A 25,432-nucleotide genomic window follows, 5' to 3' on the forward strand; every position below is an offset into this window, starting at 1 on the left:
TTGCTCTTAATTATGATTTATTTTTGTTTTTGGGTGTTCATTGCTCTGATACGGCTGGACAGTGAATAGAGACGGATGAAGCCGCCTGCATGGCTTTGGTCGTAAACCTCGTCTTCGCCAAAGGTAGCAAATTCCTCTGAGTAAAGGCTGTTCAATGAACGCTTCTGCGTCACTGTCGCCTGACCTTTGTACAGCTTCACTACCACCTCACCACTGACACTTTGTGCCAGAGAGTCCGCTGCCGAGAGGATAGACTGACATAGAGGGGTGAACCAGCGGCCATCATAAATCAGGTGAGATGCCTTCAACCCAAGCTCTTCACGAAACTCGTATGAGTCTTTGTCCAGCACCAGTTGCTCAACCGCACGCAATGCTTCCATCATGATGGTACCACCCGGAGTTTCATAGCAGCCACGAGACTTCATACCTACCAGACGGTTTTCGACAATGTCTATGCGTCCAACACCGTGACGCGCTCCCTTTTCATTCAGGTAAATCAGGGCCTGATATGGCGTCATTGCTTCACCGTTTACTGCGACAACCTCGCCCTTTTCAACGGTTACATTTACAGTTTCAGATTCGTCAGGAGCCTGCTCAGGATCGACTGTCCATACCCAGCAATGCTCGTTAGGTGTATTCCAGGTATCCTCAAGTACTCCTCCTTCGGTAGAAATATGCCATGCATTTGCGTCGCGGCTGTAAATTTTTTCCAAAGAGGCGGTGGTCGCAATGTTTCTCTCTGCCAGATAATCCAGCAGAGCCTCACGGCTACGCAAATCCCACTCACGCCAAGGTGCAATAACCTTAAGCTGAGGCGCAAGTGCTGCAAAAGCACTTTCAAAACGCACTTGGTCGTTACCCTTACCTGTACAACCATGGCATAACGCATCTGCGCCCACTTCAAGTGCACACTCTACCTGCGCCTTGGCAATGATAGGTCTGGCCATTGACGTACCTAACAGGTACTTGCCCTCATACACCGCACCTGTCTTCAGACTTGGGTAGATATAATCAGACACCATTTCATCTTTCAGATCGGCAATGAAACACTGAGACGCGCCGGATGCTAATGCTTTTTCTTCGATGCCTTCCAGCTCATCTTCGCCCTGACCAACATCAGCGACAAAAGCAACAACTTCACAGTCGTAGTTTTCCTTTAGCCATGGAATGATCGCCGAGGTATCAAGACCGCCCGAGTACGCAAGTACCACTTTATTAATCTTACTCATTCTTACTTCTCCATGTATCCGCACGACGGTCTGACCGGGCGGTAAAAAATTAGGTTAAATATTGAAACGGGTTCCGATACTGTTACCACCGAAGAGATCGGCGAGCTTATCCGGGTAACGCCAGCTGGCAATTTCTATTGGCCTGCCAAGAGCACTTGCTGCCTCAAACGCCGCTGCCACTTTCACTAACATGCCATCTGTGACCACGCCATGGTGAATCAGCTCATCAGCCTGAGACTGGTTAAGGGAAGGAAGGAGTTTTCCCTTACCATCAAGTACTCCGCTGACGTCAGACAGCAACACCAACTCTGCGTCCAGAGCAGCAGCAATAGCCACAGCCGCTTGGTCGGCATTTACGTTCATCAGTTCACCGTCTTTATTCAGACCGATTGAACTGATTACCGGTAGACAACCTGTCGCCAGTATCGCTTGTAACAACGATGAATCCCCCGGCGACGCCTTTGCGACACAACCCAGTTCAGGGTCGATTTCAGTCAGAGAACAAAGCCCGCCATCAGCGAGGCTCATACCGACAGTTGAAATACCAATTTTTACGGCCTGTCCCTGCAATAATTTGTTTGCTGTCCCAGCAAGTGCGCCTGCAACGTAATTAATCTGGTCTTTTGGTGTGACCCTGAGTCCGTCTTTTTTACTGACTTTAATATCCAGTGCCGTCATGAGGTCGTCGACCAGATACCCGCCGCCATGCACGACGACCAAGGCGCGATCAGTATGACTTTGCTGATAACTTTTCACCGCTGAAAACAGTTGCTCCAGAGTTTCAGTACAGGAGAGTGCGGCACCTCCAAGCTTGATCACTAATGGACGTAAACTCATTTTTCAGCCTCCTAAACGATGGCGGTTAACGGCGAAAAGCCGAAACGAATGTTTATGCACTGAATCGCCTGACTGGCTGCTCCTTTAAGCAGGTTGTCGATGGCGGATGTCAGGATCACATGCTGGCCGCGTACCGACCAGCCGATGTCACAGAAGCCTGTTTGCTGCACAGATTGCAGCATTGCACTTTTCCCTGCGCCCAGAGCACGGACAAGTGGGGTTTGCTGATAAGCTGTTTCCATCTTGTCAGTCACCTGTTTTTCATCGACACCGTCAGCCAGCCGTGCAGTAATGGTGGCGAGAATGCCACGCTTAAAGTTGCCAAGATGGGGAGTGAAAATGACGTCTTGACCAAGGTGAGCACTGATTTCTGGTTGGTGTCTGTGGCTGAATATCCCGTAGGCGTGAAGACTGACTTCACAAAAGCTGTTCGTCATTGATGCCTTTCTACCTGCACCCGATACACCGCTGACCGCGTTGATGACAGGCCATTGCTCAGTATCGAGTAAATTGGCATCCAGTAAAGGCTTTAAGGCAAGTTGTGAGGCAGTAGGATAACAACCGGGAACCGCGACTAACTGAGCCTGACTGATTTGGGGCGCGTTCCATTCTGCCAGTCCATACACGGCTTTATCGAGCCACTCAGAGTATTGGTGCTCAAAGCCGTAATAATCAGGATAGAAACCCTCTGCTTTGACCCGAAACGCGCCGGATAAATCGAAGACTACGCATCCTGCGTCGAGAAAAGCTGGTGCAATGTCATGGCTGACCTCATGTGCAGTGGCGAGGAGCACAATGTCTGCATCCGATGCTACGTCGCTGACATCTGTCAAAGGTTGAAGAGGCATATCAACCTGACCACGAAGCCAACCGTGTAGTTCGCTGATTGGCTTTCCTGCATCAACACTGTTTGCTGACACATACAGTCCACTGAGTTCTAGCCCCTGGTGGTCTGCCACCATTCTGGTCAGTTCTGCGCCTGTATAACCACTGGCACCGATGATCACTGTTTTAAGCATGTAAAGTCCGTTTAATTGCGTTGTTGTTGAACAGTTTTATAAAGACATGACAGCTCGCTCAGCTGCAGAGGGGGCAGGGTAACCTGACACCGATTTGTTATCGGCATCGTCGCAAAGAAGTGGCTCGTTGCTGGTAGTAAGTTATCATTCCGTCGGCTCTCTCAGCTTCACTATTTATTCATTAATTATGAATTAATATACATTCTGTCAACTTGGGCGATTAAAGTCAACTTATTACAAGAATAAAGAGTGGGTTTTCATGCATTTCTTTAGAGCTTCAGTTCAGAGGATTAACCTTTCTGTATTTTGAAAACCAGTGCAATGTAATTTTTTTTCATTTCTTCGCTGTATCACTAAATTTTTAGATCAAAGTAGGAAAATGGGGACAAGTAACGACAATGATTGACCTTTTGTAGCAATTTTAGCTAGATTGATTTACCTGGATTGCAACAAGTCATGTAACTTAGTTACGAAATGGATGCCTTATGAATGACAAGTACAATGCATTGAGAAGTAACGTCAGTACCCTGGGTCACTTGCTCGGAAACACAATTAAAGCTGCCCATGGCGAGGAGCTGCTCGATAAAGTTGAAGAAATTCGACAACTTTCGAAGTCGGCGGCAGCAGGCAATGATGATGACAGGGATAAGCTCATCGATGTTTTACAACAACTCCCCAATGACCAACTGCTACCGGTTGCCCGTGCTTTCAGTCAGTTCCTTAATCTGACGAATATTGCTGAACAATTTCACACAACATCGCGCCACTGTGACAAGCAGGTATGCAACCCCGATAGCATTGATGCTCTGTTTGAGCGTCTGCAACAGTCTGATGTCTCAGAGACAGACACAGATAAAGCAGTGGAAGATTTAAAAATTGAGTTGGTGTTAACCGCGCACCCAACAGAAGTAGCTCGTCGCACAACCATACACAAGCTGGTACAAATCAATAAATGCCTTTCTCAGTTGGAGTTGAGTGATATCTCCTCCCAAGAGCGAGCCAGCACAGAATTGAGGCTTGAGCAGCTTATTGCTCAGTCTTGGCACTCTGACGAGATCCGCCAACAGCGCCCTACCCCGGTAGATGAAGCACGCTGGGGCTATGCAGTAATAGAAAACAGTTTGTGGCAAGCTGTGCCCGATTTTATCCGCCAGTTCGACCAGAAGCTCGAACAGAACCGGGGATATAAGCTGCCTATTGATGCTGCTCCGGTTCAAATTTCATCATGGATGGGTGGCGACAGAGACGGTAACCCTTTCGTTACTCATGCAATTACCCGCGAAGTCCTGTTGCTGGCACGCTGGAAAGCTGCTGACCTTTTCCTGCAGGACATTCAGGCTCTGAATAATGAGCTGTCTATGGTCAAGGCAAATGATGAAGTAAACGCGCTCGCTGATGGTGCGCATGAACCCTATCGCCATATTCTCAGAGAGCTGCGCACCTTACTCTCAAATACGCTTGATGTGCTCCATGCACAGTTAAATGATCAGCCCGCTCCGTCTGTTCCAGTTCTGACAGAAACCGATCAGCTGTGGCAACCTCTTCATGCGATTTACCAATCTCTCCATGAATGTGGTATGGGCATCATTGCTGACGGCTGCCTGCTCGACACGCTCCGCCGCGTTCAGTGCTTTGGTATTAACCTGATCAAACTGGACATCCGTCAGGAGAGCACACGTCATGCCAATGCATTGGCAGAGGTCACTCGCTACCTTGGGATGGGAGATTACAGCCAGTGGAGCGAGCAGGACAAACAGGCATTTCTGATCCGTGAACTCAGCTCTCAGCGCCCGCTATTACCACTGAAATGGACTCCAAGTGATGAGGTGCAGGAAGTCCTTAACACCTGTCGGACAATTGCAGAGCAACCAAGAGAAGCGTTAGGTTCATATGTTATCTCTATGGCCCGCACTGCTTCCGATGTGTTGGCTGTCCACCTGCTGCTTAAAGAAGCAGGGTGTCAGTTCAGAATGGATGTCTGTCCCTTATTTGAAACGCTGGATGATCTCAATAACGCAGAGTCAGTGATCAAGCAATTACTGAATATCGACTGGTACCGTGGCTTTATTCAGAATTTCCAGATGGTCATGATTGGCTATTCCGATTCTGCGAAAGATGCAGGCGTCATGTCAGCAGGTTGGGCACAATATAAAGCCATGGAAGCGCTGGTCAGCGTCTGTGAGGAATCCGGTGTCGATCTGGTGCTTTTCCATGGCCGGGGCGGCACCATCGGCCGTGGTGGTGCACCCGCACACGCCGCTCTGCTGTCACAGCCACCTAAAAGCCTTAAAGGTGGCCTGAGGGTAACTGAGCAGGGGGAGATGATCCGCTTTAAGCTCGGTCTGCCAGAAGTTGCCGTTAACAGCCTGAACATGTACACCAGCGCTATTCTTGAAGCTAACCTGTTACCGCCTCCTGAGCCCAAGCAGCACTGGCGTGAACGAATGGATGCGCTGAGTGATATCTCGTGCGACGCCTATCGCAGCATCGTACGTGGACACAAGGACTTTGTACCTTACTTCCGTGCTGCTACACCTGAACTCGAACTTGGTAAGCTACCTTTGGGTTCACGTCCTTCTAAACGAAATCCGAAAGGTGGCGTTGAGAGCCTGCGTGCGATCCCATGGATCTTCGCGTGGAGCCAGAACCGATTGCTTCTTCCTGCATGGCTTGGCGCTGGTCAGGCAATTCAACATGTCATTGATCAAGGTCATTTGGCTGAGTTAGAAGAAATGTGCCGTGAGTGGCCTTTCTTTTCTACGCGCCTTGGTATGCTTGAAATGGTTTATACCAAAACCAGTTTATCCACCTCCAAGTATTATGATGAGAAACTGGTTCCTTCATCTTTATGGTCTCTGGGCGAAACATTAAGAAGCCGGTTGAATAATGATATTAGAGCCGTTCTTATGGTTGAGAACAGTGATCATCTCATGGAACAAGATCCTTGGGGTGCAGAAGCCATCAGGCTGAGAAATATCTATGTCGAACCTCTGAGTATGCTTCAGGCCGAATTACTGAGTCGAACGCGAGCTGAGGAAAATCCTACACCAGAGCTTGATAACACTCTGATGGTAACCATAGCAGGCATTGCTGCCGGTCTAAGGAACACAGGGTAATGAGAGGTTGATTCATAATTGAGAAAAGTGACTCATTTTATATATTCCAAACATGATTGACATATTAGGGGTGCTGTCAGTCAACTGATAGTGTTATTAATATTGTTGATAAGACAGTCAACCCTGTCGGTATTTGGCAAAAAGGGCTATGCATCGCTGGTCTCTGCATGCCAAATACCTATTTCAATTGTGGTCGGTAAATCGGAGTAACCGCGCAGAAATAAGTGCAACCTGAGAAAAGGGACTTGCTCTACTGATGCACAATCCGATGAACTGATCGGTTCCGCTTTGTGTTTACATTCGGAAATACAAATTGCCATAGAGCAATAACAGTAGTAAGCGCAGGCAAATTTTATTTTGGAAAGATAAAAGATGTCACTACCACACGTAATTTTAACGGTGCTGAGTCACCGAGACGCAACAGGATACGATATCACTAAGGAATTCACCCGCTCTGTGGGTTTTTTCTGGAAAGCAAGCCATCAGCAGGTATATCGTGAACTTGGTAAGTTATCTGAACAAGGAGCAGTGAGCTGTCAGCTTGAGCCCCAAGACGGAAAACCGGATAGGAAAGTATATTCTATTACGGCGTCTGGCAAAGCTGCGCTGTACCAATGGTTTCAGCAACCGACCAAACAGACTACATATCGTGATGAGCTATCAGCAAAACTACTCTCATGCGCGGTGTTCGATACTAAACCAATGATAGAACACCTGAATGAAATGGTTGATGATACTCGAGGCTCTCTGGCACAGCTCAGAGAAATCGAAAACACACGATATGCAAATCCAGCCCTTTTATCTCGCGAAGCCAGGCTTGAACGTCTGACACTGCGCAGAGGTATATATAACCGTGAAGCATGGTTGAGCTGGGCTCAGGAAGTGCTCGAGGAGCTTCATCAAATGAAAAAGCAAGAAACCTCAAGTAATATGTTCGTCGTCAACCATGGTTGAGCAACTGAATCATATTAACGAGGCTTGAAGCTTCTATGGAAAGCACTAAAAAATAACCGCCACTAACGGCGGTTATTCTTTTTTACAAGGTTAAAGCATGCTGGTCAGGCGGTTAATGTCTGACAACAGAGCACCTGCAGTCACATCCCGCCCTGCACCCGGGCCCCTTATCACCAAAGGATTTTCCCGATACCACTTGCTCTCAATGGCAAAAATATTGTCACAAGGCAGAAGGTTAGCGAGGGGATCATCATCCTGCAGAACTTCAAGACCCACCCTTGCTTTTCCATCTTTCCCCAGACGGGCGACATATCTCAGAACACCCTGCTCTTTTTCAGCTTTTTTAAGCCAGGGAGCCAAATATTCATCAATGACCTGCGATTGCTCAAAAAAGTTTTCCAGCTCGAGACCTGACAGCTGTTCTGGCACCAGAGACTGCACCTGCACATCTTGCGGCTCAATAGCAAGGCCAGCTTCACGGGTGAGGATCACCAATTTTCGCATGACATCCGCACCGCTGAGATCCTCTCGCGGCTCCGGCTCAGTCAGTCCCTGCAACCATGCCTGTTCGAGCAGTGCAGAAAAACTCTGTCCGGGCTTATATTGCTGGAATAGCCAGGATAGTGTGCCAGAGAAAATACCTGATAGTGAGAGAACATCGTCTCCGCTTTCCTGTAAATCCCGGATGGCGTAATTTACTGGCAGCCCTGCACCGACAGTGGCGTTATAAAGCCAGCGACGCCCTGTTTTGGCAAATGCATCCTGTACCCGGTAGTAATCTTCAGAAGCAGCTGAGCCTGCATACTTATTAGCAGAGATCAGGTGAAAGCCATGCTCAGCCAGCACTGGATAGACATGAGATAACCCTGCATTCGCCGTCACATCCAATACGATGACATCGTCGTAGGGATGATTAAGTAATCTATCCAGCCACTGCCCTTTTTTGTACTCAACAGCATGAGAATCGAACAGCTCCGAGGCCGTTGCCGGATCGATTCCCTCGGGATCAAGCCACTGTCGCTGGCTATCTTGAACAGCAATCAGCGTGAAACTCATCCCATGACGTCGCTCAAGCGCAATTTTTTGTTCGGTGTAAAGCTCTAACCATCGGCTTCCGATATTGCCTTTACCTAACAACACCAGACCTATTTTTCTCTGGGCATGGAACAGTGCTTGGTGAATCACACTCACTAGTGCTGATGTGTCCACCTTGCGCATAATAGCTGCAATGCTGACACCAGCCAGAGATTCAGCGATAAACTCAATAGGCTGGCCTTTCAGTTGCTGATAAAAGCCATGACAGTGAATTGGATTAGATGTCACACCAGCTCCAACCGCCGCAACCATGCAGTAGCCTTCTCGAACGCTAATGTCAGCGTCAATGGCACTATCTCTAAGCAGGTCATAAACGTCATTCACGACCTCAGAGGTGAAGGCAAGCTGGATTCTATGCTGATCATCGCTCGAAGACTGAGCGAGAGCTGTCAAATTAATTTTGCTCAACAGAACATCAAGCTGCTCTTTGACATGGCGGAAATCATGTGAGGGATGCACATCAAGTTGCACCAAACAGACACTGTCCAGTGACGTGATAATTTTAGCGCCACGACCGGAAGCCAAAACACGCTCTATGCGTGTTGAACCCGAATCTGGCTGATGGCTGCATCTCAGTGTAAGGTCTATAGCACTCTGTGAGACGGGCTGAAGGGTACGGCTGTGAAGCACTGGAGCAGCAAGCCTTGCCAGCTCCGCCGCTTCATCAAGACGTAACAAAGATAGCAGACACGCATCCTCTACCAATCTGGGATCGGCACTGTAAACACCGGCAACATCACTCCAGATAGTTACCCGGGATACATCCGCTAATGCACCAATCACAGTTGCAGAATAGTCAGAACCATTTCGACCCAGCAGGACTGTGTCTCCAGCCGTACCTTGAGCCATGAATCCTGTGATCACAACACGCATGCCCTGCCGCTGTACGAGCTGCTCATTGAGCAGCGGCCACGAGCGTGCCCGGTCAACTTCAGGCTGTGCAGAACGCTCCGCACGCAAAAAGGTACGGGAATCGAGATGAACTGCAGCAAGTCCAAGTTGGTTCAACAAAGCAGCGAGCACCCGGGTGGACCAAACTTCACCAAAACCCTGAGCCCACGCTCTCTGGCTGCCAGACATCTGCTCTTCACCTGCTTTTGCAAGCAAGCTGAAGTCGCTGTAAAGCTCGTCCACCAGCACTTGTTTGTCGTCACCCTCAATCAGGTTCTCGATCAAATCCTGTTGAAATTTCCTCAGTGACTGCAGCGCTTCATGAGCCATTCGACCGTCTTTGTCGAGCAGTGCCAGCCACTCAATCAGGCGGTTAGTGGTTTTGCCCGCTGCCGACACCACAATAAGATCATCATTACTGCTGTATTGCTGAAGGATCTCCGCTACACGACGAAAACAGTCGGGATCAGCAAGGCTACTGCCGCCGAATTTGTGAAGTTGCCTCACGCGTCCTTGTGAGTCAGTGCTGTCAGACAGGGTCATGACCGATTATCTCCTAAGGTTCTGAATGCATGCTGTAAATCAGCGATCAAGTCCTGCGGGTCTTCCAGTCCCACAGAAAGACGTAACAGGGTTGGTGCCAGTCCAGCTTCAGCCTGTGCCTCATCACTCATTGCTCTGTGAGTCATTGAGCCCGGGTGGGTGACAAGGCTCTCAACGCCGCCAAGCGACTCGGCAAGTGAAAATAGCTTCAATGCACCAAGGAATACTTTTAGGCCTTCGAGATCGGCATCCAGTTCAAAGCTCAGCATACCGCCGAAGCCTGACTGTTGTTTCACCGCTATCTCATGGCCGGGATGTTCCTTCAGAGATGGGTGATAAATCTTACGAACAGCAGACTCTTTTGCCAAATAAGCAAGAATTTCTTCAGCACCGCGCTCATGCTGACGCATTCGGGCACCCAACGTTCTCAGTCCGCGTAATGTCATGAAGCTGTCAAAGGCATTGCCTGTCGCGCCGATACAGTTACCCCACCAGGCAAGGCTTTCTGCCAATTCAGGATCTTTCGCCACCACGGCTCCGCCGACCGAATCAGAGTGGCCGTTGATATATTTCGTCGTGGAATGGATAACAAAATCCGCGCCCAAAGTGAGCGGTTGCTGAAGCACAGGTGAAAGGAAAGTATTGTCGACAGCAACCCAAGCACCAACTTTGTGTGCCTGCTCGCAAATGGCGGCAATATCTACCACACGTAGTAATGGGTTTGACGGTGTTTCGACCATGACCAGCTTCGGCTTACGTGCCAAGGCTTTCTGCAACGCTTCATTGTCAGACTGATCAACAAACTCTACAGAGAAGGCACCTTTCTTAGAGCGGGAATCAAATAAACGATAGGTACCGCCGTAGCAATCATGGGGAGCGATAATCAGGTCATCGCTGTCCAGAAGAGATACCAGAAGGTTAATGGCTGACATGCCACAGCTTGTGACCACCGCCCCTGCACCGCCCTCCAGCTCGGTTAGAGCCGTTTCAAGATGAGATCGGGTTGGGTTGCCTCCCCGGGCATAGTCATATTTTGGAACAGCGCCAAATTCAGGAAAAGTAAAATTGGTCGAGAGATATAACGGCGGCACTACGGCCTGATGTTGTGTATCTGTCGCGATACCGGTTCTCACTGCAATTGTATCGCGTTTGCTGTTGCTCATCTTGAATCCTTCCCTGTGCCATAAAAATCTATACAAGCTTAGCTCTTCACCTTACCGATCACATAACAAGACGTCAATACTTCTAGACGTCTAAATGTCTTTACTTATGGCAGTTAATCTGGCTAAAATTTAACATCATCTAACCTGGCCATGGGTAACCGGGGCAGACATAATAAACAATGCAAATAACCGCTGAGAAGGTGATTAATGGCAGACTGGAATGGTGAGTATATTAACCCTTATGCTGAGCATGGTAAAAAGAAAGAACAGGTAAAAAAAATTACCGTCTCTATACCACTCAAGGTACTGAAGATTTTAACGGATGAGCGTACTCGCCGTCAGGTTAACAATCTTCGTCATGCAACAAACAGTGAGTTGCTCTGTGAAGCATTCCTACATGCCTACACTGGACAGCCCCTGCCAACAGACGACGATATTCGCAAAGATAAATCAGACAGCGTACCGGCCGAAGTGAAACGGATCATGAAAGAACGCGGTATTGAGTTTGACGAAGAAGAATATTGATAAAAAAACCAGCCTAGGGCTGGTTTTTTTATCGCTAACGAAGTGCTCGCTATTACGCCATATAATTATCTGGCATCTCAATGCGGGCAACGCCAGAGTCAACCGCAGCCTGAGCCACCGCTTTTGCCACACGGGGTAGTAAGCGGCCATCCATTGGCTTGGGAATAATGTAATCAGGCCCGAAGCTTAACGCCTTGGAACCCGATGCTTTGAGCACCTCTTCAGGCACGGGTTCTTTCGCAAGAGAACGGATGGCATTCACGGCTGCCAATTTCATCTCATCGTTGATCTGACTGGCTCGTACATCCAACGCTCCGCGGAAGATAAACGGGAAACAAAGCACATTGTTTACCTGATTCGGATAATCAGAGCGGCCTGTTCCCATAATAAGGTCATCACGAACCTGATGCGCCAACTCAGGCTTAATTTCCGGATCAGGGTTTGAACAGGCAAAAACAACTGGCTTTTCTGCCATCAACTTCAGTGCCTCCGGCGAGAGAAGATCTGGGCCAGACACACCAATAAAGATATCAGCACCTTCAATCACATCTTCAAGCGAACGTTTGTCTGTGTTATTCGCGAACTGCTGTTTGTACTGGTTGATGTCGTCGCGGCGGGTGTGAATGACGCCCTTGCGATCCAACATGTAAATTTTTTCACGCTGTGCACCACATTTTATCAGCAGCTCCATACAGGCCACCGCTGCAGCACCCGCCCCAAGACAGACTATCACCGCGTCGCTGATATCTTTGCCTTGCAGTTCAAGTGCATTCAGCATACCAGCCGCAGTGACAATCGCTGTTCCATGCTGATCATCATGAAAAACAGGGACATTACAACGTTCAATCAATTGCTTCTCTATCTCGAAGCAGTCAGGCGCCTTAATATCTTCTAAATTGATACCGCCGAATGTGTCGGCAATGTTGGCGACTGTGTCAACAAACTCGTCAATTGTTCGGTGCTTGACTTCGATGTCTATCGAATCAAGATTGGCAAACCGCTTAAACAGCAGCGCCTTACCTTCCATCACAGGTTTCGAAGCCAAGGGCCCCAAGTTTCCCAACCCAAGAATTGCTGTGCCATTTGAAATCACAGCAACCATGTTGCCCTTTGCTGTGTATTTATAAACGTTATCAGCATCTTGAGCGATTTCTCTGACCGGCTCAGCAACACCCGGGCTATATGCCAGAGCAAGATCTTCTACGGTATTGGCTGGTTTTGTAAGTTCTACAGAGATTTTGCCTGGTACCGGATTAGAGTGGTAATCCAGTGCCATCTGGCGTCTATCTTCAGACATTTTATTTTAATCCTACTTTTAGTCTTTAAAGCTTACCTGTTTTAAGGCTAGCAAGCGAAAAACGTCATGGTAAGCGCAAGGGAGAGATATATGCGCCAAAAGACGATGTTAGCCTAGTAAAAGACATTGTGCCATAGGAGGACAGGCTGGTATGCGGGGGTGTCTGAAAGGTGAAAAAAAAGGTGCCAATCGGCACCTTTTTCTTTGCTTTTGGGAAAGCTTATTTCGCGCCCAGTACGCCGAAACGCTTCTTGAAGCGGTCAACGCGGCCACCGGTATCAACGATACGTTGCTTACCAGTGTAGAATGGGTGGCATTTGTCACAAACATCCAGGTTGATGTCTTTACCTAGAGTTGTTTTGAATACGAAAGTATTTCCGCAAGAACATTTTGCAGATACTTCTTCATAGTTTGGATGGATACCAGCTTTCATAGGGATTACCTCAAATAAAGGCCGTGTCGCTCTCCCGATCCTAAGCCGGGCACCACACGTCGTTAACAACAAATTGTAAGGCGCGGATTCTAATCAAGCGCGACCGATATAGCAACTTTTTTGTTCAATCGACGTTGCTTTCTTTCGAAATCATATCTCTATAATCCAGAGCAAGCTTTGACAAGACAGACTTTGCGGCATCTGCTCACGGGGTTACACTATATCCATACAATCTACTATTTCCCAGAGACCCCTTCCCAGTCATGACTCCCACTATTGCCCGTGTTGCGCTCCCGGTGCCTCTACACAAAACCTTCGACTATCTGATCAAGCCAGAGCAGCCTCCCGCTGTGGGCGGCAGGGTAAAGGTACCATTCGGTCGCCAGAGTAAAATAGGAATAGTGATTGAGCTGACTGACTGCTCTGAGTTTTCAGTTGAACAGCTCAAACAGATCCAGGAAGTTATTGATCATCAACCTCTTTGGCCACAGACCCTCTATCGTATTCTCGAATGGGCAAGCCGCTACTACCAGTACCCTCTCGGCGAGGCACTGGCAACCATTATGCCCGGTGCACTGCGCAAAGGAAAAGCGGCCAGTCATAATGATGAAGACCACTGGCGACTCACCCGCAATGGTATGGATATGCCGTCCGGTACGCTGAGTAGAGCTCCGAAGCAAGAACGTCTGATCAGCGCACTGAAAAAAGGAAGCATGAGCCAGTCTGATATTCAGACATTAGATATCAGCAACCCGGTAATAAAAGCCGTTGACGATAAAGGCTATATTGAACGTTGCGCAGCACCTGCCCCTTCGCCATGGCAGGACAGTTTCCAGATCACGGAAGAAAAACCGACGCTCAATCATGAGCAGGCCATGGCCGTGGCGACCATCAATGCCAATCAGGACTTCGCCAGTTATTTACTCGAAGGTGTTACTGGCTCGGGAAAAACAGAAGTTTACCTTAATCTGATCGAACCGGTTCTCAAACGGGGTCAGCAAGCACTTATTCTAGTGCCTGAGATAGGGCTGACACCGCAAACAATTAACCGCTTCAAACGTCGTTTTTCTGTTCCAGTCGCAGTGATGCACTCAGGACTCAACGAGACAGAACGCCTCAATGCCTGGCTGGATGCCAGAGATAACCGTGCAGCGATTATTATCGGTACTCGCTCAGCCTTGTTCTCTCCCAGTCATCACACTGGCATTATCATCATTGATGAGGAGCATGACAGTTCTTACAAACAACAGGACAGTTTCCGTTATCATGCCCGCGATCTTGCTGTATTCAGAGCCCGGGAAGAGAACATTCCTATTGTACTGGGATCAGCAACGCCATCTTTGGAAACCCTCCACAATGCCAAAACAGGTAAATACCATCATCTAACCCTTGCTCGCCGAGCAGGTAATGCTGTCAAAGCAAAACACGGTGTGCTGGATATTCGCGGTTTGCACCTTGAGGCTGGCCTGTCAGCCCCCCTGATTGCGGAAATGCGCAATCAGTTGTCACAGGGCAATCAGGTCATGCTATTTCTGAATCGTCGGGGATACTCTCCCGCGATGATGTGTCATGAGTGTGGTTGGCTGGCTGAGTGTAAACGTTGTGACGCTTACTTCACGCTTTATCAACAGTATCGTGAATTGCGCTGCCATCACTGTGCAGTGCAGATTCCTGTCCCTCTTCAGTGCGGACAGTGCGGCTCAACCCAGCTCATCAGTGTCGGCGTGGGGACAGAACAGCTTGAACAGCATTTGGAAACCTTATTCCCTGAATATAAAACCATCAGGATTGACCGCGACAATACTCGGCGAAAAGGCTCACTTGAGGGATACCTGCAAGCCATTCACAACAATGAATATCAGATCCTTATCGGAACACAGATGCTGGCGAAAGGTCATCACTTCCCCAATGTCACCTTAGTTGCTCTTGTCGATGTTGACAGTGCACTATTCAGCAATGATTTCAGAGCACCAGAGCGTCTGGCTCAGCTTTTTGTTCAGGTGGCAGGGCGTGCAGGACGGGCGAGTAAGCCGGGCCTAGTGTTACTTCAGACCCACCACCCTGATCACGCACTTTTGCAGGCATTAATTCAGAAGGGATATCAGGATTTTTCTGTTAATGCACTGAATGAAAGACAACAAGCTATGTTACCGCCCTTCAGCTATTTTGCCCTTTTGCGGGCAGAGGGATTTGAATCAGAGCCAGTTGAGCAGTTTCTTCATCAAGCCAGAACCATATTTGAAGCATCTCCTTTTGAGAGTGAAGAATGCGCCGTGCTTGGACCAGCGCCAGCACCTTTAGCTCGCCGGGCAGGGAAATATCGTTGGCAACTGATCTTTCAGGCCCCCAACCGCCGCCTGTTACAGCAACGTCTCTCGTTAGCACTGCCAGCACTGCTACAGTTGCCTCTCGCTAAAAAGGTACGCTGGTCCCTTGATGTTGAACCGCAGGACATGAGCTGATTAATTTTTATTCATTTAAGCCGATCTGGTTCACAAATTGATTGTAATTAGTGTTACCGTGGGCATGTTTCATCGCATATCTAACGAGTACAATGTGATTGGAGTGTTAAATTTTTTCAATTTTTGTTGACCCTTTAGGGAATAAAAGGAACAAGAGGAACTTTATTATGGCGACAATGAAGGACGTTGCCCAGCTGGCCGGCGTGTCTACGGCTACTGTCTCTCGAGCGCTGATGAACCCGGAGAAGGTTTCGGCATCGACCCGAAAGAAAGTTGAACAGGCTGTGATGGATGCAGGATACAGCCCCAACTCGCTGGCGCGCAACTTAAGACGTAACGAATCAAAAACCATTGTGGCAATTGTGCCCGATATCTGTGACCCATACTTCTCAGAGATCATCCGCGGTATTGAAGAAGCGGCAATGGAACATGGCTATCTGGTTCTGCTCGGTGACAGCGGCCAACAGGAAAGTCGCGAAAGTTCATTCGTCAACTTGGTGTTCACCAAGCAGGCAGACGGTATGCTGCTACTCGGCACCGACTTACCGTTTGACGTGAGTAAACCAGAGCAGAAAAATCTGCCCCCAATGGTAATGGCCTGTGAATACGCCCCTGAGCTCGAACTGCCTACAGTCCATATTGATAACCTCACTGCTGCCTTTGAAGCCGTCAACTATCTGACTCAGGTTGGCCACAAGCGAATCGCGCAAATTACCGGCCGTCCGGACGCTGCATTAACCCAGTTCAGAATGCAAGGCTACCAACAAGCTCTTAGACGCTGCGGTGTGCCTATCAACCCTGCTTATAACGTAGAAGGCGATTTCACCTTCTCCGCCGGTGCTCGTGCAATGACGACACTACTCTCGCTGCCGCAACCGCCAACCGCTGTCTTCTGTCACAGTGATGTTATGGCTATCGGTGCGATGCAACAGGCAAAACGCTTAGGCTTCCGCGTCCCACACGACATTTCAATCGTCGGTTTTGACGACATCCAGTTTGCGGAATACTGCGATCCAGCACTGACAACAGTCTCACAGCCCCGTTATGACATTGGTCGTCAGGCCATGCTGATGTTGCTGAAACTAATGAAGGGAACAGACATTCAGGCAGGCTCCCACTTGCTTGATTCGAAACTGGTGATTCGTGAGAGTGTTGCACCGCCTTCACGCTAAGTCGGTCAGGTGCTGGCAACCGCCAGCACAACCCTTTAACATAAAGGCTTCTAGTATCAGACTGAATCGATTACGAAGTGGCCACCAGAGATTATGTAAAGCGCAGCACCCCACCGCGCAGAAAACCGAAAGGTAGTAAAAAGGCATCTCCCTCTCAAGGACGCGGCTTTCCCAAGTGGCTCTTTTTGATTGCACTGACCATGGCCGGGCTGTTTGGCTTTGGTCTTTATTACCTCTCTGTCAGCACGCCTCCAGCACCGTCTCCAGCCGCAGTGAGTAAACCAAAAGCGCCAAAAAAAGAGAATACGCTACCACCTAAGCCGGAAGAGTCTTGGAGCTATATTGAGGAGCTGGAAAATAAGCAGGTAGAAGTCGAGGCGAAAGAACAACAGCTATCCGCCCGCCCTTATCTGATGCAGTGCGGCGCATACAAAAGCGAAAATCAAGCCAGCGAGCGTAAAGCCATGATTGCCTTTCAGGGTATTGAAAGTCAGGTAAAAGCGAGTCAGGGCAAAAAAGGGATGTGGTATCGGGTAGTCCTTGGCCCCTACCCACAAAAGCGCAAAGCAGAACGCGACAGAAACTTATTGAGAAAAGCAGGTATTGAACCCTGCGCCATCTGGTTTTGGCCGGAATAGATAAAATAGCCTTCGCGGGGAAATCTTCTCCCCGCCCTACCTTGAAAATACTTATCCTCATCCCCACCTATGTTCTAACACCAAAGTCTGGCCCTGCCAGAAAATAAAAACAGAGGTTTTCCGTGACTACTATTGTATCCGTACGCCGCAATGGCAAAGTGGTTATCGCAGGTGACGGCCAGGTTTCACTGGGCAATACTGTGATGAAAGGCAACGCCAGAAAAGTGCGCCGCCTATATAACAACAAAGTACTGGCAGGTTTTGCCGGCGGCACTGCAGACGCATTTACCCTTTTCGAGCGATTTGAAAGCAAACTCGAAATGCATCAGGGACACCTAACCAAGGCTGCAGTTGAGATGGCGAAAGACTGGCGTACCGATCGCGCACTGCGTCGTCTTGAAGCCCTGCTGGCGGTTGCTGACGAGACGGCATCATTGATTATCACTGGTAATGGTGACGTTGTGCAGCCAGAAAACGATCTGATTGCCATTGGCTCAGGCGGTAATTTCGCTCAGGCAGCGGCTACTGCGCTGCTGGAAAACACTGAACTGGATGCCCGTGAAATTGCAGAAAAAGCACTGACTATTGCTGGAGATATCTGCGTATTCACCAATCAGCACCATACTGTTGAAGAATTAGAGAAAAAATAGGAAAGCCGCATGTCTGATATGACTCCCCGCGAAATTGTTCATGAACTGGACCAACACATCATCGGTCAGAACAAAGCGAAACGTGCCGTGGCCATTGCCCTTCGTAACCGCTGGCGCCGAATGCAGCTGAACGATGACCTGCGTGCTGAGGTAACTCCCAAGAATATCTTGATGATTGGTCCAACGGGTGTTGGTAAAACAGAAATAGCCCGTCGACTGGCTAAACTGGCAAACGCGCCGTTCATCAAAGTAGAAGCGACCAAATTCACTGAAGTGGGTTATGTTGGTAAAGAAGTTGAGACAATTATCCGCGACCTGACAGACGTCGCGATGAAAATGACTCACCAACAGGCAACAGAAAAAGTGCGTTTCCGGGCTGAAGAACTGGCTGAAGAACGCATTCTGGATGTGCTTTTACCTCCTGCACGCGATGCGTGGGGAAAGGCTGAAGAACCTCAGGAAGATTCTTCTACCCGTCAAAGCTTCCGTAAGAAAATCCGCGAAGGAAAACTCGATGATAAAGAAATCGAGATGGATCTTGCTGCACCGCAGATGACCATGGAAATCATGGCTCCACCGGGAATGGAAGAAATGACTAATCAGCTTCAGGGTATGTTCCAAAACCTTGGCGGTGGCGGTGCAACCAAAAAGCGTAAACTGAAACTGAAAGATGCGCTGAAAGCGGCCACTGAAGAAGAAGCTGCAAAACTTGTTAATCAGGACGAGTTGAAAGAGCAGGCCATTCATTCTGTTGAGAACAACGGCATCGTCTTCATCGATGAAATCGATAAAATCTGTAAGCGTGGCGAGAGCTCTGGGCCAGACGTATCGCGTGAAGGTGTTCAGCGCGATCTGCTGCCACTGGTAGAGGGTTCTACGGTATCAACGAAACACGGTATGGTGAAAACAGACCACATCCTGTTCATTGCCTCCGGCGCTTTCCAGGTTGCCCGTCCGTCTGATTTGATCCCTGAACTGCAAGGTCGTTTACCTATCCGTGTTGAGCTGGAAGCTCTGACTTCGTCAGACTTTAAGCGTATTCTGACCGAGCCGAACGCTTCTCTTACTGAACAATACTCAGCATTAATGGCTACAGAAAGCGTTGATCTGTCATTTACCGACGACGGTATTGAGGAAATCGCCAATGCAGCATGGCGTGTCAATGAGAAAACCGAAAACATCGGTGCTCGCCGTCTTCACACCGTGATGGAGCGTTTGATGGATGACATCTCCTTCGATGCCAGTGAAAAAGGCGGAGAGAAAACCATCATTGATGCAGAGTTTGTCAGAAACTATCTCAGTGATTTAGTCGAAGACGAAGATCTGAGCAGATTTATTCTTTAATTCATTAGAATTCAGTTAATACATAAAGGCAGCCTTGTGGCTGCCTTTTTTAATACTATCAATATTTTATATGATGAGTAACGCTAGACATACTAACTGGTATCGACCAGGATAAACTCCGGAACTGGTCAGTTTCTGGGCGCAATCGTTGCAAAGCCATAGGCAAACGTTATACTTTCTGGCATCAAACTAGGTCAACCTGCCAGGACTTTTGTCCAAGTGCCTGCCAGCCATGTTGAGACAACAAGACGTCAGATTATGGAATACAATACTTCAGAACTTTGTGACATGTTCCTGGATCAAGTCGATGTACTGGAACCTATGTTCAGCTCTTATGGTGGCCGCAATTCATTTGGCGGCATGATAACGACAATAAAATGCTTTGAAGATAACGGTCTTATCCGTAATACAGCGAGCACAAACGGCGAAGGTAAAGTGATGCTTATTGACGGTGGCGGCTCGTTACGTCGTGCGCTGGTTGATGCCGATATTGTTTCTCTCGCCGTTGAAAATGGCTGGGAAGGTCTTATCGTTTATGGCTGTGTCAGAGATGTTGATGCAATAGACGAGATGGATATTGGTATTCAGGCACTGGCATCAATTCCTGTCGGTGCAGAAGACCAAGGCACTGGAGACATTGATTTACCTGTCAACTTTGGTGGAGTGACGTTTCTGCCTGAAGACCATGTTTATGCCGATACCACGGGCGTGATACTTTCACCGGAACCCATTGATATCGAGTGAAGATAATAAGACAGAGCCTCACGGCTCTGCCTGATCATTCTACTTCTTCGATTTTACCCAGCAGGCTTCTTACGCGGGTCTGCCATGCATCTTGATCCTGACGAAGCTTGTTATTTTCCTGCTCAAGCGCATCACGGTTTTCACGTGCTACCTCAGTTTCTCGGTTCAAGGCTTCGTTTTTTTCTTTCAGTTCTTCAATTTCCATTTGCAGCAAAGAGATAGTGTCTACAGCCATTTGCACTTTGGCTTCCAGCTGCTCTAAAATTTCCAATGACATCAAGGCCACCTATCGTTATTCAATAATCTATCGCGCCCGGTTGGACGCCCCACCGTCTGTATTTAACATCAGACAGTCCGTAGCCTCTATTCTATCCCTGCAAATCGGCGCTGGCACCTGTCTAAATCGCATTTACCTGACAAACGAGCAAAATTAAATCAGATTCAGCGAAAAAAGAGATTGAGATGTAACAAAATCTATCTTTTATTATCTATGTCAAAGGAATATGAAAGTGGGATCCTTCTCAATTATCCATACACTTGTTCATGCTAACGTATGCATCGATCGTATCTCTCTTGGTACACACCAAGATCTGCCAAATATTGGCCAGACTGGCACAGATTTGTGCCAGTCCGTCTTTTCAAATAATCACACGTCCTGAATCATAAATTGATTCTTTCCTGTTACGCAGCAGTCACAGGGTTCTTTCGTTCAAGAGACTTAATGGTTTCAGTTGGCGCAAACGTTTACGCTTCGCTGTGATACACTCCCCGCCAATTTGAGGACTCTCGGGTAGCCCCTCCCCTATTTTCAATTTATGGGGACATGACATTGCTCGACGAGATGTTCACTTTGGTGCAGCGCAAACACCAGAGAACATAAACCCATCAAAAGCTTTGATAACTACCTAAACGGCCTAGCAACACTGTATTTCGGGCTGTTTCGATATAACAACAGTAAGTCACTACATGGCGACAACGGGAGCTGCAATGAAACGCGATTTGGCAATGGCATTTTCACGAGTAACTGAAGGAGCGGCGCTGGCTGGCTATAAATGGCTTGGCCGTGGCGATAAAAACCTAGCCGATGGCGCTGCCGTCGAAGCGATGCGTCTACTTCTCAATCAGACAGAGATCAGCGGTGAAATTGTCATTGGGGAGGGTGAAATTGATGATGCCCCTATGCTTTATATAGGTGAACACGTTGGAGCAGGTGGAGACAGTGTTGATATTGCTGTTGATCCTATCGAAGGAACACGCATGACCGCCATGGGCCAGTCGAATGCACTGGCCGTGTTGGCCGCAGCAGAAAAAGGCTGCTTCCTCAAAGCGCCAGATATGTATATGGAAAAGCTGGTTGTAGGGCCAGAGGCAAAGGGCGCTATAGACCTCGACCTACCACTTGAGCAAAACCTTCGTAACATTGCCGATGCATTGCACAAATCGATTGAAGACTTGGTCGTGATCACGCTTGCCAAACCTCGCCATGATGCAGTCATTAGTCATATGCATCAAATGGGGTGCAAGGTATTTGCTATCCCTGATGGCGATGTCGCAGCCTCTATTCTGACCTGCATGCCAGACAGTGATGTTGATGTGATGTATGGCATTGGCGGTGCACCAGAGGGTGTAGTGTCAGCGGCAGTGATCAGGGCACTCGATGGCGATATGCAAGGTCGATTACTGCCACGACACGAGGTAAAAGGAGACTCAGAAGAAAACCGTCGATTGGGGGAAATTGAACAGCAGCGTTGTCAGGAAATGGGAATACTTGTCGGCAAAGCAATGAAACTGCAGGAAATGGCAAGAAGCGATAACGTTATATTTTCCGCAACGGGTATCACCAAAGGTGACCTGTTGGAGGGTATAAATCGTAGAGGTAATATAGCCACGACAGAAACATTGTTGATCAGAGGAAAATGCCGAACTATTCGCAGGATTCAATCTAGCCACTATTTAGAGCGAAAAGACGAGGCATTGAAAAACCTGATTATGTAGTCACTAAGGGTCTGTGCCGTGACGTCAAAGCAGTGCCAATGGGCACTGCTCTAGGTCCTGAAGCAGGAATATTGATCCCAATAAATCATCCAATTGTTTTATTAAGGCAACGCACTACATACTATTTCGGGAACAGCAATATCCTGAGTTAACCATGAAAACAGTAGAAAAAATACTGCATTCCATAAAACGACAAGGCGCGTTAAGCACCAAAACGCTTGCCGACGAGTGTGGAATAACAACGATGGGGATCCGTCAACATCTTCAGGCGATGAAAGAAGATGGCCTGGTAGATTTTGACGACATCAGAGCCAAAGTGGGGCGGCCAGCCCGTCAGTGGTCATTGACAGAGAAAGGGCATAAGCATTTCTCCGACAGTCACAATGAACTTGCTGTCTCGCTGATGGAGTCCGTCAGGAATGTCTTCGGTGACGAGGGTGTAGAACGGGTTATCAGGCAAAGAGAGCAAAAAACGCTCACTCAATACCGTGACGCGATCAAAGATTGTCTTAATTTGCAGGCCAAACTTGAGACCTTGGCTTATCTTAGAGATAGCGAAGGGTATATGGCTGAATTAAAACAAGAAGGTGACAGCTTCATCCTCATTGAAAACCATTGCCCAATTTGCTTCGCAGCTTCAAAGTGCCCAGCCTTGTGCCAGTCCGAGAAGAATATATTTCAGACTTTATTATCGGATGATTATCAGGTTGTCAGAGAAGAGCATATTATTAAAGGGCAGCGTCGCTGCACTTACAGGGTGTCATCCAGGCCCTGACCATGACAAGGAGACAGTATTATGGCGAAATGGATCAAGGCGGAGGTAATTGAAAACCGGCGGTGGAACCGGAATCTGTTCAGCCTTGTACTCTCTTCCGAGCTCGAGCCGTTCATTGCGGGTCAATTCACCAAGCTTGGCATGGAAATAGATGGCAAGCTCATTCAGCGCGCCTACTCCTTAGTCAACCCTCCGGGTAGCAAGTATCAGGAAATCTACGCAACCCGCGTTGCCGACGGACTCCTCTCCCCTCATCTACACGCGCTGGAAGCCGGGGATAGCCTGATGATCACCGAAAACTCTTCTGGTTTTTTCACACTTGATGAAATACCTGAAGGCGAAGACCTGTGGATGCTGTCAACAGGTACAGCACTGGGTCCGTATCTATCGATATTAAATGAACCGACCGTTTGGCAGCGATTCCGTAAAATCGTGCTGGTTCATGCTGTTCGCTTCAGTGCAGATCTCAGCTATCAAGGCGAAATAAACCAACTCAAGAAAAGCCACAGCGATCAGCTGATTGTTCAGCCTTTTGTCAGTCGTGAGCCGACAACAGGTGCCCTTTCTGGCCGTATCACTCACGCGCTGGAAGATGGACTTCTCGAACGGGTTGTTGGTCTCCCGCTGAATCCAGCGAAAAGTCAGATCATGATTTGCGGTAATCCTGACATGGTGAAAGATGTAAGAGCCATCCTTGAAACCCGTGGTTTCGAGAAAAATTTACGCCGAAAACCCGGGCAAATCACAGTCGAACAATACTGGTAAAGGGAAATTTTGTTTAATTACGCCCTTTTAAACCCGAAAAATAGCCAATAATCCGGTCAAAAACCTTTCTTTTCCGTCACCACCGTCCAAACGCCACGTAAACGTGGCGTTTTTGTCTCCACGAAAATTCAATGTCTTAGCCAGTAAAAAAATCAATTTATGGTGTTATTCAGCATCCTAGTCTCAGTAATGAAACATTACAGTGATTGTTTGGCACAGGTCACACAGTCATAGTCGATTCAAGTCGTACAGAAAGACATGTAGTTGGAGGATTGACTATGCAGAAGTTACCATCATTTGACGAACTGAAAGAGTTGGCTGAGAAGGACCCGGCGCAACTTGAAGCACTCCGCATTAGTATGAGCGAGGAAGTCATCGCAAGCGCGAGTGAGTCAATGCAACCCAAGCTTCGTGCTCAACTCAGCCATATTAATCAGGTTATTGCACATGGCAAAAACCCGCACCACGTCAATACGCTATTAATGAAAGAACTAATGCGTCAGTTTGAACGCTTTGCCATTTCGCTTAATAACCCGTCGGCGTTAACGGAGAAGACAGCGTCCGTATCTACTTTGGTGCCACGCAAAGCCAAAGCAGACGATATGGCTGTCGAACAGTAATGACCTTATGATTGACGACAGGGTGCTGTTGAGCACCTTCCGTCACTTATCATGCCTTTCTCACCGTCCCGCACTTCATATCCCAATCCGGTAAATCAATAAAAGCGCGTTACAGACACCTTGATTGGTGTAATTCGTTAATTAAATAAATGACACCGATCACATAAAATTCTCTCGCTTCCTTTTGCAGAAAATAAATAACGAAATTTTATTACTTTGCGGTTCACATTCCGTCTCAAAACAAGTACAAACAGGAACAATCTTGCGCTCAGACAGGAAACTGAACCTCGGGTGCTGTTATCTTTGCTGTCGCTGTCTACTTTTTTTGGATTATGGAGGAACTCCTATGCGCCATCCATTGGTTATGGGTAACTGGAAACTAAACGGTAACAAAGCCATGGTCTCAGACCTTATTAAAGGTTTAGACAATGCACTGGCAGGTGTTGAAGGTGTTGATGTTGCCATTGCTCCACCGGTGATGTACCTGGACCTGGCTCAGCAGTTACTGGGTAAGGCACAAAACAAAATTGTGCTGGGTGCGCAAAACGTTGACGTTAACGCCAGCGGTGCGTTCACAGGCGATATTTCTCCTGAAATGCTGAAAGACTTCGGCGCGACTCATATCATCATTGGTCACTCTGAGCGTCGTGAGTACCACAAAGAGTCTGACGAGTTTGTTGCTCAAAAATTTGCCTTCCTGAAAGAACAAGGCCTCACTCCAGTGCTGTGTATTGGTGAATCAGAAGCGCAAAACGAAGCAGGTGAGACGGTTGAAGTGTGTGCTCGTCAGTTGGATGCTGTTATCAAAACTCAGGGTGTCGAAGCACTACTGGGAGCAGTGATTGCGTATGAGCCAATCTGGGCTATTGGTACGGGTAAAGCTGCAACAGCAGAGCAGGCTCAAGAGATACATGCAGCCATCCGTGCTCACATTGCCAGCTTCAGCCAAAATGTTGCTGAGCAAGTTGTTATTCAGTACGGCGGTTCTGTGAAAGCAGGTAACGCCGCTGAGCTATTTGCAATGCCTGATATCGATGGCGCGCTGGTTGGTGGCGCTGCTCTTGATGCAGAAGGTTTTGCTGCTATCGCAAAAGCAGCTGCTGACGCCAAAAAGTAAGCCTTTAAAAAAATGCTAAAAGGAGACCTTGTGTCTCCTTTTTTTATT

General features: G+C 48.2%; 22 protein-coding genes. 14 read left to right on the plus strand and 8 right to left on the minus strand.

Annotated elements, in window-relative coordinates:
- Nucleotides 1-17: 17 nt before the first annotated feature.
- From A8L45_RS12945 to argC, 3 genes are read right to left on the minus strand one after another with little or no spacing between them, the layout of a single operon-like run.
- On the minus strand, nucleotides 18-1,229 hold the full coding sequence (locus A8L45_RS12945) for an argininosuccinate synthase (RefSeq protein ID WP_068902920.1): 1,212 nt from the start codon (nucleotides 1,227-1,229) through the stop codon (nucleotides 18-20).
- 54 nt (nucleotides 1,230-1,283) lie between these two features.
- Entirely contained in the window at nucleotides 1,284-2,066 is a 783-nt protein-coding gene (gene argB, locus A8L45_RS12950) for an acetylglutamate kinase (RefSeq protein WP_068902922.1), read from the minus strand.
- Nucleotides 2,067-2,077: 11 nt separating this feature from the next.
- Nucleotides 2,078-3,085, minus strand: coding sequence for an N-acetyl-gamma-glutamyl-phosphate reductase (gene argC, locus A8L45_RS12955; protein ID WP_068902925.1), 1,008 nt, complete (start codon nucleotides 3,083-3,085; stop codon nucleotides 2,078-2,080).
- A 485-nt stretch (nucleotides 3,086-3,570) separates the two neighbouring features.
- Here argC and ppc point away from each other — a divergent pair, with 485 nt between their 5' ends.
- Nucleotides 3,571-6,201 carry a phosphoenolpyruvate carboxylase gene (ppc, locus tag A8L45_RS12960; protein WP_068902927.1) on the plus strand — a complete coding sequence of 877 codons (2,631 nt, stop codon included), beginning with the start codon at nucleotides 3,571-3,573 and terminating at the stop codon, nucleotides 6,199-6,201.
- Between the two features lie 372 nt (nucleotides 6,202-6,573).
- Nucleotides 6,574-7,155, plus strand: coding sequence for a PadR family transcriptional regulator (locus A8L45_RS12965; protein WP_068902929.1), 582 nt, complete (start codon nucleotides 6,574-6,576; stop codon nucleotides 7,153-7,155).
- A gap of 90 nt (nucleotides 7,156-7,245) precedes the next feature.
- Here the strand turns inward: A8L45_RS12965 and A8L45_RS12970 are convergent, their stop codons facing one another.
- Nucleotides 7,246-9,684: a bifunctional aspartate kinase/homoserine dehydrogenase II gene (locus A8L45_RS12970; protein WP_068902931.1), complete on the minus strand. Its 2,439-nt coding sequence runs from the start codon at nucleotides 9,682-9,684 to the stop codon at nucleotides 7,246-7,248.
- A complete protein-coding gene (locus A8L45_RS12975; protein ID WP_068902933.1) occupies nucleotides 9,681-10,847 on the minus strand; it encodes an O-succinylhomoserine (thiol)-lyase in 1,167 nt (388 codons plus the stop codon). The genes A8L45_RS12970 and A8L45_RS12975 overlap by 4 nt, the downstream gene beginning before the upstream one ends.
- A gap of 207 nt (nucleotides 10,848-11,054) precedes the next feature.
- Here A8L45_RS12975 and metJ point away from each other — a divergent pair, with 207 nt between their 5' ends.
- On the plus strand, nucleotides 11,055-11,372 hold the full coding sequence (gene metJ / locus A8L45_RS12980) for a met regulon transcriptional regulator MetJ (protein ID WP_068902936.1): 318 nt from the start codon (nucleotides 11,055-11,057) through the stop codon (nucleotides 11,370-11,372).
- Nucleotides 11,373-11,424: 52 nt separating this feature from the next.
- On the opposite strand, the gene A8L45_RS12985 is transcribed toward metJ, so the two are convergent.
- Together A8L45_RS12985 and rpmE are read right to left on the minus strand one after the other, a co-directional pair.
- A complete protein-coding gene (locus A8L45_RS12985) occupies nucleotides 11,425-12,669 on the minus strand; it encodes a malic enzyme-like NAD(P)-binding protein (RefSeq protein ID WP_068902938.1) in 1,245 nt (414 codons plus the stop codon).
- Between the two features lie 220 nt (nucleotides 12,670-12,889).
- A complete protein-coding gene (gene rpmE / locus A8L45_RS23845) occupies nucleotides 12,890-13,102 on the minus strand; it encodes a 50S ribosomal protein L31 (protein WP_083228331.1) in 213 nt (70 codons plus the stop codon).
- A 263-nt stretch (nucleotides 13,103-13,365) separates the two neighbouring features.
- Between rpmE and priA the strand changes: the two genes are divergently transcribed.
- From priA to rraA, 6 genes are all read left to right on the plus strand, one after another.
- Nucleotides 13,366-15,564: a primosomal protein N' gene (priA, locus tag A8L45_RS12995; RefSeq protein ID WP_068902944.1), complete on the plus strand. Its 2,199-nt coding sequence runs from the start codon at nucleotides 13,366-13,368 to the stop codon at nucleotides 15,562-15,564.
- A 119-nt stretch (nucleotides 15,565-15,683) separates the two neighbouring features.
- Nucleotides 15,684-16,736, plus strand: a complete 1,053-nt coding sequence (gene cytR, locus A8L45_RS13000; RefSeq protein WP_281181518.1) for a DNA-binding transcriptional regulator CytR — start codon at nucleotides 15,684-15,686, stop codon at nucleotides 16,734-16,736.
- 77 nt (nucleotides 16,737-16,813) lie between these two features.
- Nucleotides 16,814-17,374 carry an SPOR domain-containing protein gene (locus tag A8L45_RS13005; protein WP_068902948.1) on the plus strand — a complete coding sequence of 187 codons (561 nt, stop codon included), beginning with the start codon at nucleotides 16,814-16,816 and terminating at the stop codon, nucleotides 17,372-17,374.
- A gap of 122 nt (nucleotides 17,375-17,496) precedes the next feature.
- Nucleotides 17,497-18,024, plus strand: coding sequence for an ATP-dependent protease subunit HslV (gene hslV, locus A8L45_RS13010; protein WP_068902950.1), 528 nt, complete (start codon nucleotides 17,497-17,499; stop codon nucleotides 18,022-18,024).
- A 9-nt stretch (nucleotides 18,025-18,033) separates the two neighbouring features.
- Nucleotides 18,034-19,368: an ATP-dependent protease ATPase subunit HslU gene (hslU, locus tag A8L45_RS13015; protein ID WP_068902953.1), complete on the plus strand. Its 1,335-nt coding sequence runs from the start codon at nucleotides 18,034-18,036 to the stop codon at nucleotides 19,366-19,368.
- A 258-nt stretch (nucleotides 19,369-19,626) separates the two neighbouring features.
- Entirely contained in the window at nucleotides 19,627-20,112 is a 486-nt protein-coding gene (gene rraA, locus A8L45_RS13020; RefSeq protein WP_068903026.1) for a ribonuclease E activity regulator RraA, read from the plus strand.
- 34 nt (nucleotides 20,113-20,146) lie between these two features.
- On the opposite strand, the gene zapB is transcribed toward rraA, so the two are convergent.
- Nucleotides 20,147-20,389 (minus strand): cell division protein ZapB, encoded by a 243-nt coding sequence (zapB, locus tag A8L45_RS13025; RefSeq protein WP_068902955.1) that lies wholly within the window; start codon nucleotides 20,387-20,389, stop codon nucleotides 20,147-20,149.
- Nucleotides 20,390-21,099: 710 nt separating this feature from the next.
- On the opposite strand from zapB, the gene glpX reads away from it, so the two are divergent.
- The 5 genes from glpX to tpiA all read left to right on the plus strand — a co-directional run bounded on the left by glpX (nucleotide 21,100) and on the right by tpiA (nucleotide 25,384).
- Nucleotides 21,100-22,107 carry a class II fructose-bisphosphatase gene (gene glpX, locus A8L45_RS13030; protein ID WP_068902957.1) on the plus strand — a complete coding sequence of 336 codons (1,008 nt, stop codon included), beginning with the start codon at nucleotides 21,100-21,102 and terminating at the stop codon, nucleotides 22,105-22,107.
- 154 nt (nucleotides 22,108-22,261) lie between these two features.
- On the plus strand, nucleotides 22,262-22,882 hold the full coding sequence (locus A8L45_RS13035) for a helix-turn-helix transcriptional regulator (protein ID WP_068902959.1): 621 nt from the start codon (nucleotides 22,262-22,264) through the stop codon (nucleotides 22,880-22,882).
- Nucleotides 22,883-22,903: 21 nt separating this feature from the next.
- Complete coding sequence (locus A8L45_RS13040) at nucleotides 22,904-23,647, plus strand: ferredoxin--NADP reductase (protein WP_068902961.1); 744 nt, start codon at nucleotides 22,904-22,906, stop codon at nucleotides 23,645-23,647.
- Between the two features lie 278 nt (nucleotides 23,648-23,925).
- Nucleotides 23,926-24,267 (plus strand): DUF3135 domain-containing protein, encoded by a 342-nt coding sequence (locus A8L45_RS13045; protein WP_068902963.1) that lies wholly within the window; start codon nucleotides 23,926-23,928, stop codon nucleotides 24,265-24,267.
- 346 nt (nucleotides 24,268-24,613) lie between these two features.
- Nucleotides 24,614-25,384 (plus strand): triose-phosphate isomerase, encoded by a 771-nt coding sequence (tpiA, locus tag A8L45_RS13050; RefSeq protein WP_068902965.1) that lies wholly within the window; start codon nucleotides 24,614-24,616, stop codon nucleotides 25,382-25,384.
- Nucleotides 25,385-25,432 lie beyond the last annotated feature (48 nt).

Source organism: Veronia pacifica (genome assembly GCF_001707825.1).
GTDB lineage: Bacteria > Pseudomonadota > Gammaproteobacteria > Enterobacterales > Vibrionaceae > Veronia > Veronia pacifica.